The 14,274-nt window shown below is 73.1% G+C and carries 13 protein-coding genes; 2 read left to right on the top strand and 11 right to left on the bottom strand.

What is annotated here, in order from left to right; translation table 11 throughout:
- Positions 1–196 precede the first annotated feature (196 nt).
- From smc to B086_RS0118560, 3 genes are all read right to left on the bottom strand, one after another.
- Positions 197–3,769, bottom strand: coding sequence for a chromosome segregation protein SMC (gene smc, locus B086_RS0118570; protein ID WP_018567932.1), 3,573 nt, complete (start codon positions 3,767–3,769; stop codon positions 197–199).
- 268 nt (positions 3,770–4,037) lie between these two features.
- Complete coding sequence (locus B086_RS0118565; RefSeq protein ID WP_018567931.1) at positions 4,038–4,241, bottom strand: hypothetical protein; 204 nt, start codon at positions 4,239–4,241, stop codon at positions 4,038–4,040.
- Between the two features lie 379 nt (positions 4,242–4,620).
- Positions 4,621–4,902 carry an acylphosphatase gene (locus tag B086_RS0118560; protein WP_018567930.1) on the bottom strand — a complete coding sequence of 94 codons (282 nt, stop codon included), beginning with the start codon at positions 4,900–4,902 and terminating at the stop codon, positions 4,621–4,623.
- A gap of 170 nt (positions 4,903–5,072) precedes the next feature.
- Between B086_RS0118560 and B086_RS0118555 the strand changes: the two genes are divergently transcribed.
- Positions 5,073–6,299 carry a CAP domain-containing protein gene (locus tag B086_RS0118555; RefSeq protein WP_018567929.1) on the top strand — a complete coding sequence of 409 codons (1,227 nt, stop codon included), beginning with the start codon at positions 5,073–5,075 and terminating at the stop codon, positions 6,297–6,299.
- A 61-nt stretch (positions 6,300–6,360) separates the two neighbouring features.
- Entirely contained in the window at positions 6,361–6,756 is a 396-nt protein-coding gene (locus tag B086_RS0118550) for a winged helix-turn-helix transcriptional regulator (RefSeq protein ID WP_018567928.1), read from the top strand.
- 21 nt (positions 6,757–6,777) lie between these two features.
- Here B086_RS0118550 and mutM read toward each other — a convergent pair whose 3' ends face one another.
- The 8 genes from mutM to recG form a co-directional block, all read right to left on the bottom strand.
- The gene (mutM, locus tag B086_RS0118545) at positions 6,778–7,638 is read right to left on the bottom strand and encodes a bifunctional DNA-formamidopyrimidine glycosylase/DNA-(apurinic or apyrimidinic site) lyase (protein WP_018567927.1); all 861 of its coding nucleotides are present in this window, start codon (positions 7,636–7,638) and stop codon (positions 6,778–6,780) included.
- Positions 7,639–7,750: 112 nt separating this feature from the next.
- Complete coding sequence (rnc, locus tag B086_RS0118540) at positions 7,751–8,575, bottom strand: ribonuclease III (RefSeq protein WP_086024237.1); 825 nt, start codon at positions 8,573–8,575, stop codon at positions 7,751–7,753.
- Between the two features lie 7 nt (positions 8,576–8,582).
- The gene (rpmF, locus tag B086_RS0118535) at positions 8,583–8,756 is read right to left on the bottom strand and encodes a 50S ribosomal protein L32 (protein WP_003951102.1); all 174 of its coding nucleotides are present in this window, start codon (positions 8,754–8,756) and stop codon (positions 8,583–8,585) included.
- A 2-nt stretch (positions 8,757–8,758) separates the two neighbouring features.
- Positions 8,759–9,412, bottom strand: coding sequence for a YceD family protein (locus B086_RS0118530; protein WP_018567925.1), 654 nt, complete (start codon positions 9,410–9,412; stop codon positions 8,759–8,761).
- A 157-nt stretch (positions 9,413–9,569) separates the two neighbouring features.
- Positions 9,570–10,676 carry an ATP synthase F0 subunit B gene (locus tag B086_RS0118525; RefSeq protein ID WP_018567924.1) on the bottom strand — a complete coding sequence of 369 codons (1,107 nt, stop codon included), beginning with the start codon at positions 10,674–10,676 and terminating at the stop codon, positions 9,570–9,572.
- 99 nt (positions 10,677–10,775) lie between these two features.
- On the bottom strand, positions 10,776–11,255 hold the full coding sequence (gene coaD / locus B086_RS0118520; RefSeq protein WP_018567923.1) for a pantetheine-phosphate adenylyltransferase: 480 nt from the start codon (positions 11,253–11,255) through the stop codon (positions 10,776–10,778).
- Between the two features lie 26 nt (positions 11,256–11,281).
- Positions 11,282–11,869, bottom strand: coding sequence for a 16S rRNA (guanine(966)-N(2))-methyltransferase RsmD (gene rsmD, locus B086_RS0118515; RefSeq protein WP_018567922.1), 588 nt, complete (start codon positions 11,867–11,869; stop codon positions 11,282–11,284).
- 125 nt (positions 11,870–11,994) lie between these two features.
- Entirely contained in the window at positions 11,995–14,274 is a 2,280-nt protein-coding gene (gene recG, locus B086_RS0118510; RefSeq protein ID WP_018567921.1) for an ATP-dependent DNA helicase RecG, read from the bottom strand.

Genomic DNA, 14,274 nt, shown 5'->3' with positions numbered 1-14,274 from the left:
TCTTGAGACCTGAAGGTGAAAGCAACGTTGCAGAGACTATGCCTTCAACTCTCGAAGTCATAGTCAGTCCATTGTGAAATCGACCGACCCGCCGAGGTGAGTTGTGTTCAAGTGTTGAAGTCAACTGGCGGGACATGCTCCGAATACCCCGAAGTCGCGGCGGCACGCGGCGCCCGTTCGGGGCCGAACCGTGCCCCTATCGCAGCCGCTGGCTGATCACCTTGGAGACGCCGTCGCCCTGCATGGAGACGCCGTACAGGGCGTCGGCCACCTCCATCGTGCGCTTCTGGTGCGTGATCACGATGAGCTGGGACGCCTCCTGGAGCTCCTGCATGATGCGGATGAGCCGCTGGAGGTTGGTGTCGTCGAGGGCCGCCTCGACCTCGTCCATCACATAGAAGGGGCTGGGCCGGGACTTGAAGATGGACACCAGCAGCGCCACCGCCGTCAGCGACCGCTCGCCGCCGGAGAGCAGGGAGAGCCGCTTGACCTTCTTGCCCGGCGGGCGCGCCTCGACGTCCACCCCCGTGGTGAGCATGTTGTCCGGGTCGGTCAGCACGAGCCGGCCCTCGCCGCCCGGGAAGAGCCGCCCGAAGACGCCCTCGAACTCGCGTGCGGTGTCCCGGTACGCCTCGGTGAAGACCTGCTCGACCCGCTCGTCGACCTCCTTGACCACCTGGAGCAGGTCGGCGCGGGTCTTCTTCAGGTCCTCCAGCTGCTCGCTGAGGAACTTGTGCCGCTCCTCCAGCGCCGCGAACTCCTCCAGGGCCAGCGGATTGACCTTGCCAAGCTGCTGATAGGCGCGCTCCGCCGCGCGCAGCCGCTTCTCCTGCTCGGCGCGGACGAAGGGGCGGGGCCGGTTGCGCGGGTGGGCGGGGTCCTCGGGCAGCTCCTCCCCCTCGGCGGGCGGCGAGGGCGGCACCGGCTGGTGCGGTCCGTACTCCGCCGCCAGGCCCGCCGGTTCCACGCCCAGTTCCTCCAGCGCCCTGGCCTCCAGCTGCTCGATGCGCAGCCGCTTCTCGGCGCCGAGCACCTCGCCGCGGTGGACCGAGTCGGTCAGCTTGTCGAGTTCGGCCTTCAGATCGCGCCCGGCGGCGCGGGCCGCGGTCAGCTCCTGCTCCCGGAGCGCCTTGGCGGCCTCGGCCGCGCTCCGCTCCCGCTCCGCGCGGGTCAGCGAGACCTCGACGTGCGCCAGCAACTGGCGGGCACCGGCGGCGACGGCGGCGGCGACGGCCGCCTCGTGGCGCAGCCGGGCCTGCCGCCGCTCGGCACGCGCGCGTGCCTCGCGTTCGGCGCGGGCGGCCCGGTCCAGGGAGTCGGCCCGGCCGGACAGGGACTTGACGCGTTCCTCGTGCGTACGGACCTGGAGGCGGGCCTCCATCTCGGTCTGCCGGGCGTTGGCGCCGTCCGCGGCGAGGCGGTCACGGGTGGAGGTGTCGGGTTCCTCCTCGACCGGGCTCTCCTCGGCGACGGCCAGCCGTTCGGCGAGTTCCTCCGCCTCCTGGCGGGCCCGGTCCAGGGCCTCCTGGGCGCGGGCGGCGGCGGCCGTGGACCGCTCGGCCTCCCCGGCGGCCCCGCGTGCCTGGCCGGCGAGCCGGCCGAGCTGCTGGGCCACGGCGGACTTCTCGCGGTCGGCGGCGCGGCGGCGTTCGCCCAGTTCCTCGACGAGCGCGGCGCACTCCTCGCGCCGCTCACCGGCCAGCCGCTCGGCCTCGGCCGACCCGGCGCAGCGCAGGTCGAGGTCGGCGAGGTCGGCCGCGGCCTCGTCCACGGACGCCTGGACCTCGAGCAGGCTGGGCGCCCCGGCCGAGCCGCCCTGCGCGAAGTGCGCCCCGAGCAGATCGCCCTCGGCGGTGACGGCGGTCAGGTGGGGGCGGGCGTGGACGAGGTCCTCGGCGTCCTCCAGGGTGCCGACCACGACGACGCCGCGCAGCAGCCTGCGGACGGCGGGCATGAGGTCGGCGGGGCCGCGCACGAGGTCGGCGGCGCGGCGCTGCCCGGCGGGCAGGCCCTCCGTGCCGGGGTCGGGGGCGGTGCCGGGCTCCTCGGGGGCGCCGGTGAGCAGGAGGGCGGCGCGGCCCGCGTCCTGTTTGCGCAGCAGGCGCAGGGCTTCCGCCGCGGCGGCGGGATGCGTGACCGCCAGGGCGTCGGCGGCGGCGCCGAGGGCCGCCGCGAGCGGGATCTCGTGGCCGGGGGTGATGGTGAGGAGTTCCGCGGCCGGGCCGAGCAGTCCGGTGAGCCGGTCGCTCGCGTCGAGCAGGGCACCGGTGCCGTCCTTGCGGCGCAGGCCGAGGGCGAGGGCGTCGTGCCGGGCCCGGGTCGCGGCCCGTTCGCGTTCGGCGGCGGTGGCGGCCCGGCGGGCGGCGGTGAGCGCGGCGTCGGCGTCGGCCAGCGCGGCCTTCGCGCTCTCGTGGCGGTCGGCGAGTTCGTGGTCCTCGGCGTCGAGGCCGTCCACCTCGGCCTTGAGCGCCTCGTACTCCTCCTGGGCGTGTACGGCGCGTTCCCGGGCCTCGTCGCGGGCGGTGGCCAGGCGGTCGATCTCGGCCTGGGCGGAGGCGGCGCGGGAGCGGGCGGCGTTCACCTGGCCGCTGAGCCGGGCCAGGCCCTCGCGGCGGTCGGCGATGGCGCGGGCGGCGTCCTTCAGGCGGCGTTCCTCCGCGGCGAGTTCGCGTTCCAGCTCGGAGCGGTGGGCGACGGTGTCGTCGAGGGCCCGTTCGGCGGCCTCCAGGGCCGCTTCCAGTTCGGCTTCCTGCTCGCGGACGCGGGCGGCCTCGCGCTCCAGGTCCTCGGGGTCGCGTCCGCGCCGTTCCTCGACGGGCGCGGAGGTCGCGCTCTTGACCCGGGCGTCGGCGAGGGAGACGGTGCCGCGGACGCGTTCGGCGAGCTGGGACAGCTCGTACCAGGTCTGCTGGGCGCGGGTCAGCCGCGGGGTGAGGCGGCGGACCTCGTCCTCCAGGTGCGCTTCGCGCTGGAGGGCCCGGCGGAGTTCGGCCTCGGCGTGCTCCTTGCGCTGCTTGAGCGCGGCCTCGTCGGCGACCTCGGCCTTCAGCGCCTCCTGGAGGCGTACGAGGTCGTCGGCGAGCAGGCGCAGGCGGGCGTCGCGCAGGTCGGCCTGGATGACGGCGGCGCGGCGGGCGACGGCCGCCTGGCGGCCCAGCGGTTTGAGCTGGCGGCGCAGTTCGTCGGTGAGGTCCTGGACACGGGCGAGGTTGGCCTGCATCGCGTCCAGTTTCCGCAGCGCCTTCTCCTTGCGCTTGCGGTGCTTGAGGACGCCCGCCGCCTCCTCGATGAAGGCCCGGCGGCCCATCGGGTCGGCGTGCAGGACGGAGTCGAGCTGGCCCTGGCCGACGATGACGTGCATCTCGCGGCCGATGCCGGAGTCGGACAGCAGTTCCTGGATGTCCAGCAGGCGGCAGGTGTCGCCGTTGATCTGGTACTCGCTGCCGCCGTTGCGGAACATGATCCGCGTGATGGTGACCTCGGCGTACTCGATGGGCAGGGCGCCGTCGGAGTTGTCGATGGTCAGGGACACCTCGGCGCGGCCCAGCGGCGGGCGGCCGGTGGTGCCGGCGAAGATGACGTCCTCCATCTTGCCGCCACGCAGCGACTTGGCGCCCTGCTCGCCCATGACCCAGCTGAGCGCGTCCACGACATTGGACTTGCCCGAGCCGTTCGGACCGACGACGCAGGTGATGCCCGGTTCGAACCGGAGCGTGGTCGCCGAGGCGAACGACTTGAAGCCTCGCAGGGTCAGGGCTTTGAGGTGCACGCCGTCGCACTCTACCCGCCGCCGCTATCTCACTTCGTGAACCCTCGCAACCGCGCGGTTTCGCCTCTGTACATCAAGGGCACACCAGACGTTGAAGAGCCTGAAAGGGTGTGTGGGGGCAACGAAAGCGGGGGCTCGGAGCGGGGGCTCGGGGGGAAGGGCGGGGCCGGAAAGAAAGAAGGGACGCCGAAGCGTCCCTTGCAACTTCTGACAACTGAGCGGTTGACACGGGCAGCCCAACCACTGTGTCGCGGTGTCGATGCAGTGATCAGGTGAGCGCAGGCTCCGCCTGGTGTGCGTCGACGCGCTCCATGATCCTGTCGTGAGAAGCGGCAGCCGCCAGCGCGTCGTTCTCCGCCTGGATCCTTACGAGCTCGGATTCCAGGTCCTGGACGCGCTGCTGGAGCCGTCGCATCTCGGCGAGGAGTCGAGGGTCGGAGCCGCCGACGTAACCGAGAAGCGCCTTTGCCATGATGGATGGTCCTCCACACTGAGTGACCGACCGAATCGGTGTGGGTCGTGAGGGATTCGCACCCGTGGTGCTTGGCACTGTTGAGTTTTCACTGCCGTTGTTCCATGCCAAACAGCTGAGGTGCGCGGGCTTTCAGCGTCTCACCAAAAAGTTTGACGGTCAACACGATCACACCCCGTATCGGCGGGTGGCCCGGGGGCGCGCGACCGGGGACCGGTGGCGCTGCGGCTCCTGCGGGCCCCGGGGGGCATGGCGGTCATCCTGCCCTGCGCGGCAGGTCACGGCAAGCCTCTCTCGGCAGTCACCTGCCCTTTTCCGCGCGGGCAGATGCCGGTGGCAGGTGCGGGCCGGGCCGCGGTGCGGGACCGGGCGGACCGGCTCAGCGGATCGCGAAGCCGTCGTAGCCGCCGCGTGGTGTGTCCCAGATCTCGGTGACACCGTCGACGCGGCCGGGCGTGTCGCTGCCCTCCAGCCAGTCGAGGAGCTTCTGGCAGGCGGTACGGGACCCCTCGGCGACCACCTGCACCCGCCCGTCGGCGAGATTGAGAGCAAAACCACTCAGTCCGCCGATCTCCAGGGCCGCGGCCCGGGTGAACCAGCGGAACCCGACACCCTGGACATGGCCGCGCACCCAGGCGACCAGCCGTGCTTCCTCACTCATGCCTGCAACCTAGCCGGGTGCCGTCCCCCCGGGCATGCCGGGCCCCCGGACCCATGAGGTACCGTCCCGACCCGATGCATTTCATATGAAACTCACTCGATCGAGTGACATGGGTTGACCGCGACGGCTCAGCACGCGCGGCGGCCGCAGGGACGAGGAAGGCCAGCACCATGGGACGGCACCGACACCCGGACGCCGGCCGCTCCGCCACGCGCCGCGCCGCGCGGGCCGGGGGCGCGGCGGGGACCGGCGGCACGTCCGGCCGCCCCGAGCGGCCTCCGGTCCCGGACCCGTACGCCGCCGTCGACGCCAGGGCCGAGCGGTACCTCTACGCGACGGACGACGACTACGCACGAGCCACGGGCACCGTGCCGCTGACGCCCGGCCTCGAAGGCACGGCCCCCGCCCCGGCGCCGGACCCGCGGCGCGGCCGCCGCCGTCGCGGGCGGGCCGGGGTCCCGGTGCGGGCCGGGCTGCTCGGGGTCACGGCGGCCCTCGCCCTGGGCACGGTCGCGGTCGCCGCGGGTGTGGTGCCCGGACTGCACGCGTACCGGCTCGGCGGCGACAGCACCTCCGGCGCGGACAGGGCGCCCGCGGCGGGAGCCCCGTCCAACGGCGCGAGTGAGCAGGGCGGCACCTGGGGCGGCGCCCTCCCCGGCACCCGCCCGGCGGCCCCCGGACCGGGTCCGGTTCCGGGTCCGGCCCCGAGCCGCGGCACCGACGGCACGCCCCCGCCGTCCCCGTCCGCTGCCGCGCCTTCCTCCCCCGCCACGCCTGCCGCGCCTTCTACAGCTCCCGCTACCGCCCCCGCCTCCCCCTCCGTCTCGGCCCCGGACACGGCGGCCGCTCCTTCGCGGGAGACCCCGCCGCAGAGGGCCGCCGCACCGCCCGCCACCGCCCCGCCGAGCACCCCCACGCCCGCCGGGACCGCCACCGCCCCCGTCCCGCGCCCGAGCGCCCCGCCGCGCGCGGCGGCCCCGGCACCGCGCCCCACTGCGGCTCCGGTGACGGTGTCCGCCGAGGCGGCGGCCGAGGCCGAGGTGGTGCGCCTGGTCAACCTGGAGCGGGCGAAGGCGGGATGCGGCGCGGTGGCCGCGAACAGCGCGCTGACCTCGCTGGCCGAGACGTACAGCAGAGCCATGGCCGACCAGGGCTTCTTCGCCCACACCGACCCCGGCGGCGCGACCCCGTGGGACCGCGCGGCGAAGGCCGGGATCACCGGGCTCGGCGCCGAGAACATAGCCCGCGGCCAGTCCGGCCCGGCGGCCGTCATGTCCGCCTGGATGAACAGTCCCCAGCACCGCGCCAACATCCTGAACTGCCGCTTCACCACCCTGGGCGTCGGGGCGCACTTCGGCGCGGGCGGCCCTTGGTGGACGCAGGACTTCGGGTACTGACGGGCCGGGGCCGCCCCCGCACGGCCCCTGGACGTCCCGGCCGGTCGCGTACGCTCGTGTCATGGGCATCACGCAGGAGCGCACCGCGGAGCAGGACCTGCCGTACGACGTGTTCGCCAAGGCGTGCCCCTCGCGCGGCACGCTGGAGCATGTGACGGGGCGGTGGGGGGCGCTCACCGTGGGGGCGCTGTACGAGGGGTCGCTGCGGTTCAACGAGTTGCGCCGCCGGGTGGACGGTGTGAGCGAGAAGATGCTGTCGCAGACGCTGCACGCGCTGGAGCGGGACGGGCTGGTGCACCGGGAGGCGCAGCCGACGAGCCCCCCGCGCGTGGACTACGAGCTGACCCCGCTCGGCCGGGAGGTCGCGGGGCGGCTGCTCGCCCTCATCCACTGTGTGGAGGACCGGATGGACGAGGTGCTCGCGGCGCGCGCCGCCTACGACTCCCGCGGCGCCTGACCGGCCGGGATCAGGTGCGGCTCAGGCCCGGCTCCGGGGCGCGGGCTGGCACGTGGGGCAGTAGTAGCTGGAGCGGTTCATCCAGGGACGCCGGCGCATCGGGGTGGCGCAGCGGCGGCAGGGCAGGCCCTCGCGCCCGTAGGCGTCCAGGGAGCGGTCGAAGTAGCCGGACTCGCCGTTGACGTTGACGTACAGGCTGTCGAAGCTGGTGCCGCCGACGGAGAGGGCCGCGTTCATCACGTCCCGGATGTGGGTGAGGAGTTCCGCTGTGCGGGGGCGGGTGAAGGCGGCGGTGGGGCGCTCGTAGTGGACGCGCGCCCGCCAGAGCGCCTCGTCGGCGTAGATGTTGCCGACTCCGCTGATCAGCGACTGGTCGAGCAGGGCGCGCTTGATGGTGGTGCGCTTGCGGCGCAGCGCCTGGTGGAACGCCTCGTCGTCGAACAGCGGGTCGAGGGGGTCGCGGGCGATGTGCGCGATGACGTCGGGCAGTCCGTCGCTCGTGTTGTCGTGCAGCGAGAGGCCGCCGAAGGTGCGCTGGTCCACGAAGCGCAGTTCGGTGCCGAGGGAGTCGGCGAACCGGACCCGGACGCGCAGGTGCTTCTCGTCGGGAGCCTCCTGCGGCTGTACAAGCAGTTGGCCGCTCATGCCGAGGTGGGCCAGGACGGACTGGTTGGTCTCCTCCAGCGGCAGCCACAGGTACTTGCCGCGCCGGCGGGGCACGGCGAAGTGGTGGCCCTTGAGCCGGTGCGCGAAGTCGTCGGCGCCCGCGAGATGGCGGCGTACGGCGCGCGGGTGCAGCACCTCGACGTCGGCCGCGGTGCGGTGGGCGACCCAGCGCTCCAGTCCGCGGCGGACGACCTCGACCTCGGGCAACTCGGGCATCGGGACCCCCGTGAAGGACCGTGGGGACCCTGCGGTCCGCTCCGGTGGACGGTCCGAGCGCCCACCTCCGCCGGGGAACCGGTGGGGGCGGGCGCTCGGGTGCTGTGCTCTGTCAGGCGGAGGCGGAGGACGCGTCAGCGTCCTGTGCGGCGGCGGCCTCCTCGGCCGCCTTGGCGCGCTCGTCCGCCGCGGCCCGGATGGACCGCCAGGCGGACTCGGCGGCCTGCTGCTCCGCCTCCTTCTTGCTGCGGCCGGTGCCGGTGCCGTACGAGACGCCTCCGACGCGGGCGGCAGCAGTGAAGGTCTTCTCGTGGTCGGGGCCGGTCTCCGTGACCAGGTACTCGGGGACACCGAGCCCTTCGGTCGCGGTCAGCTCCTGGAGCGACGTCTTCCAGTCCAGGCCGGCGCCCAGATTGGAGGACTTCTCGATCAGCGGGTCGAACAGGCGGTGCACCAGTTCGGAGGCCGCTTCGAGGCCCTGGTCGAGATAGACCGCGCCGATCACCGCTTCGAGGGTGTCGGCGAGGATCGACGCCTTGTCCCGGCCGCCCGTGCCCTCTTCACCGCGGCCGAGCCGGATGAAGGAACCCAGGTCGAGCCCGCGGCCCACTTCCGCCAGCGCACGCGAGTTGACCACCGCGGCCCGCAACTTGGCCAGCTGGCCTTCGGGCAGGTCGGGGTGGGTGCGGTACAGCGTGTCCGTGACGACGAGACCGAGGACGGAGTCACCGAGGAACTCCAGCCGCTCGTTCGTCGGCAGGCCGCCGTTCTCGTACGCGTAGGAACGGTGGGTCAGCGCGCGCACCAGAAGGGCGGACTCGAGCCGGTAGCCGAGCCGCCCTTCCAGAAGCGTGTGGGACGAGGCGGTGTTGTCCGATGGGCCACTCCCGCCTGCGCGGGAAGTGTTCTTCTTAGCCGTGGACACGGTGCCTCTCACCAGCCGCTCAGACCTCGAGGACCTGGCGCTTGTTGTAGGTGCCGCAAGACGGGCACGCGATGTGCTGCTGCTTGGGCTCGTGGCAGCGCTCGCACGCAACCAGGGTGGGGACCGCAGCCTTCCACTGCGACCGGCGGTGGCGCGTGTTGCTGCGCGACATCTTCCGCTTCGGAACAGCCACGGCTACTTCTCCTGCTTCTCGTCGGCGCGTGCTGACTGAGGCGCGCCGCCGCTCATCTCGTCCTTCTCGCCGTCCGACGTGGTGCCGGCGAGTCCCTGCAAAGCCGCCCAACGGATGTCGACGGCGTCGTGGTGGTGGTCCGGGTCGTCCGCGAGCCGCGCTCCGCACTGGGAGCACAGACCCGGGCAGTCTTCCTGGCACACCGGCTGCATCGGCAGTGCGAGCACCACCGCATCGCGCAGCAGAGGTTCGAGGTCGAAGAGTCCGTCCTCGAGAAAGAGCCTGTCCTCGTCGTCCTCGGCGTCGTCGCCCGGTTCCGCGATCACGCGGCCCCGGTCGTCGGCGTCAGGGTACGAGAACATCTCCTGGAAGTCCGCTTCGAGCTCCAGCCCGACCGGCTCCAGACACCTTACGCACTCCCCCTCGGCCTGTGCACGGGCGGTGCCTGTGACGAGCACACCGTCCATGACCGACTCGAGGCGGAGTTCGAGGGCGACCGGGGCGCCTTCCGGCACTCCGATCACTCCGTGGATACCGAGATCCCGGGGGGCCGGGATCTCGCGGGCCTGGCGTTGCAGCGCGCCAGGACGCCGCCCCAGCTCATGTGTGTCGAACACGAGAGGGTTGCGGTGGTCGAGGCGGGCGTTGTGAGCCATTCCTGCTTTCGGTTTCCGAACTCGGAGGGTCGCCGCCCCGGTGGTGCTCCCGGGCAGCGCTGACCGCGCACTTACGCGCGACCGAAGAGCCAGGATACTGGACCTTTCGCTCACGGCCCAATCCGGCCTCCTGACCGGTCGCGGACCGGCCGCTCCCTCAGAGGCCGCGGCCCTGCTCGTACGCCCGCAACTGCTCGGCGCTGATCATGCCGGTGTCGAAGAGGCTGGTCTCGTCGAGCGCGTAGCCCTGCTGAGCGTGGCCCTGCTGCGGCTGCTGGGTCTGGTGGGGCTCGTGCGGCTGCTGGGGCTGGTTCGGGTCGTAGCCGCCTGCCTGGTGCGCGTCGTAGCCCTGGTAGCCGTAGGGGTCGGCCTGCTGCTGGTAGCCGTACGGGTCCTGCTGGGCGGCGTAGGCCGGCTGGTAGCCGCCGTACGGGTCGGGCTGCGCGGTCTGCGGGTAGCCGTAGTCCGGCTGCGGCTCGTAGACCGGCTGCTGCGGCGCGGCCGGGGTCTCGGCGGGCGCGGCGGCCGGGGCGGCGGCGGGGGCGGGGCTGATCTCCGCGAGACCGGCCAGGTAGTCGGCGTCGCTGGAGTGCTGCACGGTGCCGGTGTCGTCGGCGAGGGCGCCGAGGTCGTCGGTGGCGATCCGGCCGTGCAGCTTCTGCCGGCCGCGGCCGACGGCCTCCAGCGTCTTGGCGAGCACGGCCTCGAAGGCGCCCAGCTTGAGATCGACGTAGGCGTCGGCGTCCCGGCGCAGGGTCTCCGGGTCGTGGCTGCGCTCGGGGGCGTCCTCGTCCTCGTAGCCGTCCTCGGTCAGTCCGGGACCGGTGCCGAGCAGCTTCTCCCGGCCGCGGCCGACCGAGCCGAGGGTCTTGGTGAGGACCACCTCGAAGTTGGCGAGCTTGGAGTCGACGTAGTCGTCGGCCTCGGCGCGCACCTCCTCGGCCTCCTGGCGGGCCTCGGTGAGGATCCGGTCGGCCTCGGCCTGGGAGCGGCGGGCCACCTCGGTGTCGGAGATCAGCGAGCCGCGCTCGGCGTGCGCGGTCTCGATGATCCGCTCGGCCTCGCGCCGCGCCTCCTCGACCATCTGGTCCCGGTCGCCGATCAGCTCCTGGGCCTGCGCGAGCGAGCCGGGCAGGGCCTGGCGCACCTCTTCGAGCAGGGCGAGCAGGGCGGCGCGGTTGACCACGCAGGACGCCGACATGGGCATGGACCGGGCGCCGGAGACCGTGCTCACGATCTCGTCGAGCTTCTTCTGCACGTCCACGGTGTGCTCGCCACTCTCTACCGATGTGCGGGTAACGGACGGGACGACTGTACGACCATGCGGCAGCCGCCGGACACCGGGTGACGGGACGTCAGACGCTCAGTCGCGCCGCAGCCGTGCGGTGAGCTGCTCCAGGACCACGTCGGGCACCAGGTGGGCGACGTCGCCGCCCCAGGCCGCGACCTCCTTCACCAGGGAGGACGACAGGAAGCTGTACGTCGGGTTGGTGGGCACGAAGAGGGTCTCGACACCGGAGAGGCCGTTGTTCATCTGGGCCATCTGGAGTTCGTAGTCGAAGTCGCTGACCGCGCGCAGGCCCTTGACGATGGCCGGGATGTCGCGCTGCTTGCAGAAGTCGACGAGGAGGCCGTGGAAGGACTCGACGCGGACGTTGCCGTAGTCGGCGGTGACCTGGCGGATGAGGTCGATGCGCTCCTCGATCTCGAACAGGCCCTTCTTGGACTGGTTGATCATCACCGCCACGTAGACCTCGTCGTACAGGCGGGAGGCGCGGGCAATGATGTCGAGATGTCCGTTGGTGATCGGGTCGAACGACCCGGGACAGACGGCGCGGCGCACTTGAGATCCCTCGCTCTCCGGTCCGGTCATCGTGCGTCTTCGCACGTAGCGGCGGCGCGACCGTACCAAAACGTTCCCTCGCCGTAACGGCGGGCCCGGATCGCGTCGAAGCCGGGCGGCCAGCCGAACTCACCGCCCCTGGTGCTGCGCTCCACGGTGACGAGGGCCCGCTCGGCGAGCCACCCCTGCGAACGGAGTGTGAGCAGGATCTCGCGAAGATCGTCGTCGGAGACGGCGTACGGCGGGTCGAGGAAGACCAGGTCGTAGGGTCCGGCGGCGGGCGGTGCCTGGACGATCTGCTCCGCCCGGCCCGCGCGTACCTCGGCGCCGGGCAGGCCCAGCGACTTGGCGTTCTCCCGGACGGTGCGCACGGCGCGGGCGTCGGCCTCGACGAGGAGGGTGTGCCCGGCGCCCCGGGACAGCGCCTCCAGGCCGACGGCGCCCGAGCCGGCGTACAGGTCGAGGACCCGCTCGCCGTCGAGCGGGCCGCCCAGGAGGGACTGCCAGGTCGAGAAGAGGCCCTCGCGCGCCCGGTCCGAGGTGGGCCGGGTGCCCTGGCCCGGGGGTACGGCGAGACGGCGTCCACCGGCCCGGCCGGCGATCACGCGGGTCATGTCCTTGGGTCCTTGTCGGTGCTCGGCGGTGCGGGAGGGGCCCGGCGGTGCCGTGCCGGGTGCTGCTTGCTGCTTGCTGCTTGCTGCCCGGGGGTACGGCTCGGACGCGGGCCCTACCCAGTCTGTCAGCCCTTCTCCAGGTACTGCTCCCGCTCGTCGTCCAGCAGGGCGTCCAGGGCCGTGCGCAGTCCGGGCAGCGACTCCAGGGCGGGGTCGGCGGCGACCAGGGCGGCGGCCTCCTCGCGGGCCTCGGCGATGATCTCCTCGTCCTCGATGACGGCGAGCACCCGCAGGCTGGTGCGGGCCCCGGACTGGGCCTGGCCGAGGACGTCGCCCTCACGGCGCTGTTCGAGGTCGATGCGGGAGAGCTCGAAGCCGTCCAGGGTGGCGGCGACCGCGTTCAGCCGCTGGCGGGCGGGGCTCGCCTCGGGCATCTCGGTGACCAGCAGGCACAGGCCCGGGGCCGTGCCGCGGCCGACCCGGCCGCGTAGCTGGTGCAGCTGGGAGACGCCGAAGCGGTCGGCGTCGGTGATCACCATCACGGTGGCGTTGGGGACGTTGACCCCGACCTCGATGACGGTGGTGGCGACCAGGACGTCGGTGTCGCCCGCGGCGAAGCGGCGCATCACCGCGTCCTTGTCGTCGGGCTGCATCCTGCCGTGCAGCACCTCCACCCGCAGCCCCTTCAGGGGGCCCTCGGCGAGCGTGGCGGCCACGTCCAGGACGGCGAGCGGCGGGCGCTTGTCGGCGCCCTCCGGGCCCTCCGGGGGTTCCGCACCCTCCCCGCCCTCCGCCGTCTTCCCGGCCTTCGCGGACTTCTTCCCGGGCGCCTTCTTCGGATCGTCCTCCTCGTCGCCGATGCGCGGGCAGACGACGTACGCCTGGTGGCCCGCGGCCGCTTCCTCGCGCACCCGCTCCCAGGCGCGCGCGAGGAAGTGCGGTTTGTCGGCGGCCGGGACGACATGGCTGGCGATGGGCGAGCGGCCGGCCGGGAGCTGGTCCAGGACGGAGGTCTCCAGGTCGCCGAAGACCGTCATCGCGACCGTGCGCGGAATGGGGGTGGCGGTCATCACCAGCAGGTGCGGCGGCTGCTTGCCCTTGCCGCGCAGGGCGTCGCGCTGCTCGACGCCGAAGCGGTGCTGCTCGTCGACGACCACGAGTCCGAGGTCGTGGAAACGCACCTTGTCCTCGATCAGCGCATGGGTGCCGATGACCACGCCGGCCTCGCCGGTGGCCAGGTCCAGCAGGGCCCGGCGGCGGGCGGCGGCGCCCATGGAGCCGGTGAGCAGCACCACCTTGGTGGCGTGCTCGGGTCCGCCCAGGGTGCCGCCCTCGGCCAGCTCGCCCATCATCTCGGTGATCGACCGGTGGTGCTGCTGGGCCAGCACCTCGGTGGGGGCGAGCATGGCGGCCTGCCCGCCCGCGTCGACCACGGCGAGCATGGCGCGCAGCGCCACCATGGTCTTGCCGGAGCCCACCTCGCCCTGGAGCAGGCGGTGCATCGGGTGCTCGGTGGCCAGGTCGGCGAAGATCTCCCCGGAGACCTTGCGCTGGCCCTCGGTGAGGGTGAAGGGCAGCCGGTCGTCGAAGGCGTCGAGGATGCCGCCGGGGCGCGGGCGGCGGGCGACGGCGGGCAACTGCGCGTCGGCGTGGCGGCGGCGGGCCAGGGCGACCTGGAGGACGAACGCCTCGTCCCACTTCAGGCGGGCGCGGGCGTCGGCGATGTCCGCCTTGGTGTGCGGGCGGTGGATCTTGAGCAGGGCCTCGGGGAGGGTGACCAGGCCGCGGCCCGCGCGCAGGGTGTCGGGCAGCGGGTCGACGGCCTCCCGGGCGGTGGGCAGGACGGTCTGGACGGCCTTGCCGATCTTCCAGGACTCCAGCTTGGCGGTGGCCGGGTAGATCGGGATGAGGGCGCCCGCCCAGGACTCGACGGTCTCCTCGGAGTCGTCGGTGTCGCCGGTGAGCAGTTCGTAGGCGGGGTGGGCGAGCTGGAGCCGCCGGTTGAAGACGGAGACCTTGCCCGCGAACAGCGCGCGCGTGCCCGGCAGCAGCTCCTTGTGCGGCTTGTGCACGCCGTTGCCGAAGAAGACGAGCTGGAGGCGGCCGCTGCCGTCGGTGATCGTCACCTCCAGGCGCTGGCCCTTGCCGCGCGGCGCCCGGGAGGAGGCGAAGGAGTGCAGGCGGGCGTCGGCGACCTGAGCGACCACCGTGACGTGCTCGTCCATGGGGAGGTCGGCGAGGTGGGTGAGCTGGCCGCGCTCCTCGTATCTGCGGGGGTAGTGGTGGAGGAGGTCACCGACGGTGCGCAGGCCGAGGTGCTCGGCCATCACCTTCGCGGTGGCGGGGCCGAGCACCGACTTGAGCGGTTGGCGCAGTGGTTCTGGCAGTGCGGGCACGGGATCCAT

Source organism: Streptomyces sp. PsTaAH-124 (assembly GCF_000373685.1).
Classification (GTDB): Bacteria; Actinomycetota; Actinomycetes; order Streptomycetales; family Streptomycetaceae; genus Streptomyces; species Streptomyces andamanensis.
This window is presented reverse-complemented; position numbering and strand designations above follow the sequence as displayed.

Bases quoted from the DNA above. Each gene is read 5' to 3' on its own strand.
- B086_RS0118555 (WP_018567929.1), top strand. From the start codon at position 5,073: ATGGGACGGCACCGACACCCGGACGCCGGCCGCTCCGCCACGCGCCGC.
- mutM (WP_018567927.1), bottom strand. From the start codon at position 7,638: ATGCCCGAGTTGCCCGAGGTCGAGGTCGTCCGCCGCGGACTGGAGCGC.
- B086_RS0118550 (WP_018567928.1), top strand. From the start codon at position 6,361: ATGGGCATCACGCAGGAGCGCACCGCGGAGCAGGACCTGCCGTACGAC.
- rsmD (WP_018567922.1), bottom strand. From the start codon at position 11,869: ATGACCCGCGTGATCGCCGGCCGGGCCGGTGGACGCCGTCTCGCCGTA.
- recG (WP_018567921.1), bottom strand. From the start codon at position 14,274: ATGGATCCCGTGCCCGCACTGCCAGAACCACTGCGCCAACCGCTCAAG.
- B086_RS0118560 (WP_018567930.1), bottom strand. From the start codon at position 4,902: ATGAGTGAGGAAGCACGGCTGGTCGCCTGGGTGCGCGGCCATGTCCAG.
- B086_RS0118530 (WP_018567925.1), bottom strand. From the start codon at position 9,412: ATGGCTCACAACGCCCGCCTCGACCACCGCAACCCTCTCGTGTTCGAC.
- B086_RS0118565 (WP_018567931.1), bottom strand. From the start codon at position 4,241: ATGGCAAAGGCGCTTCTCGGTTACGTCGGCGGCTCCGACCCTCGACTC.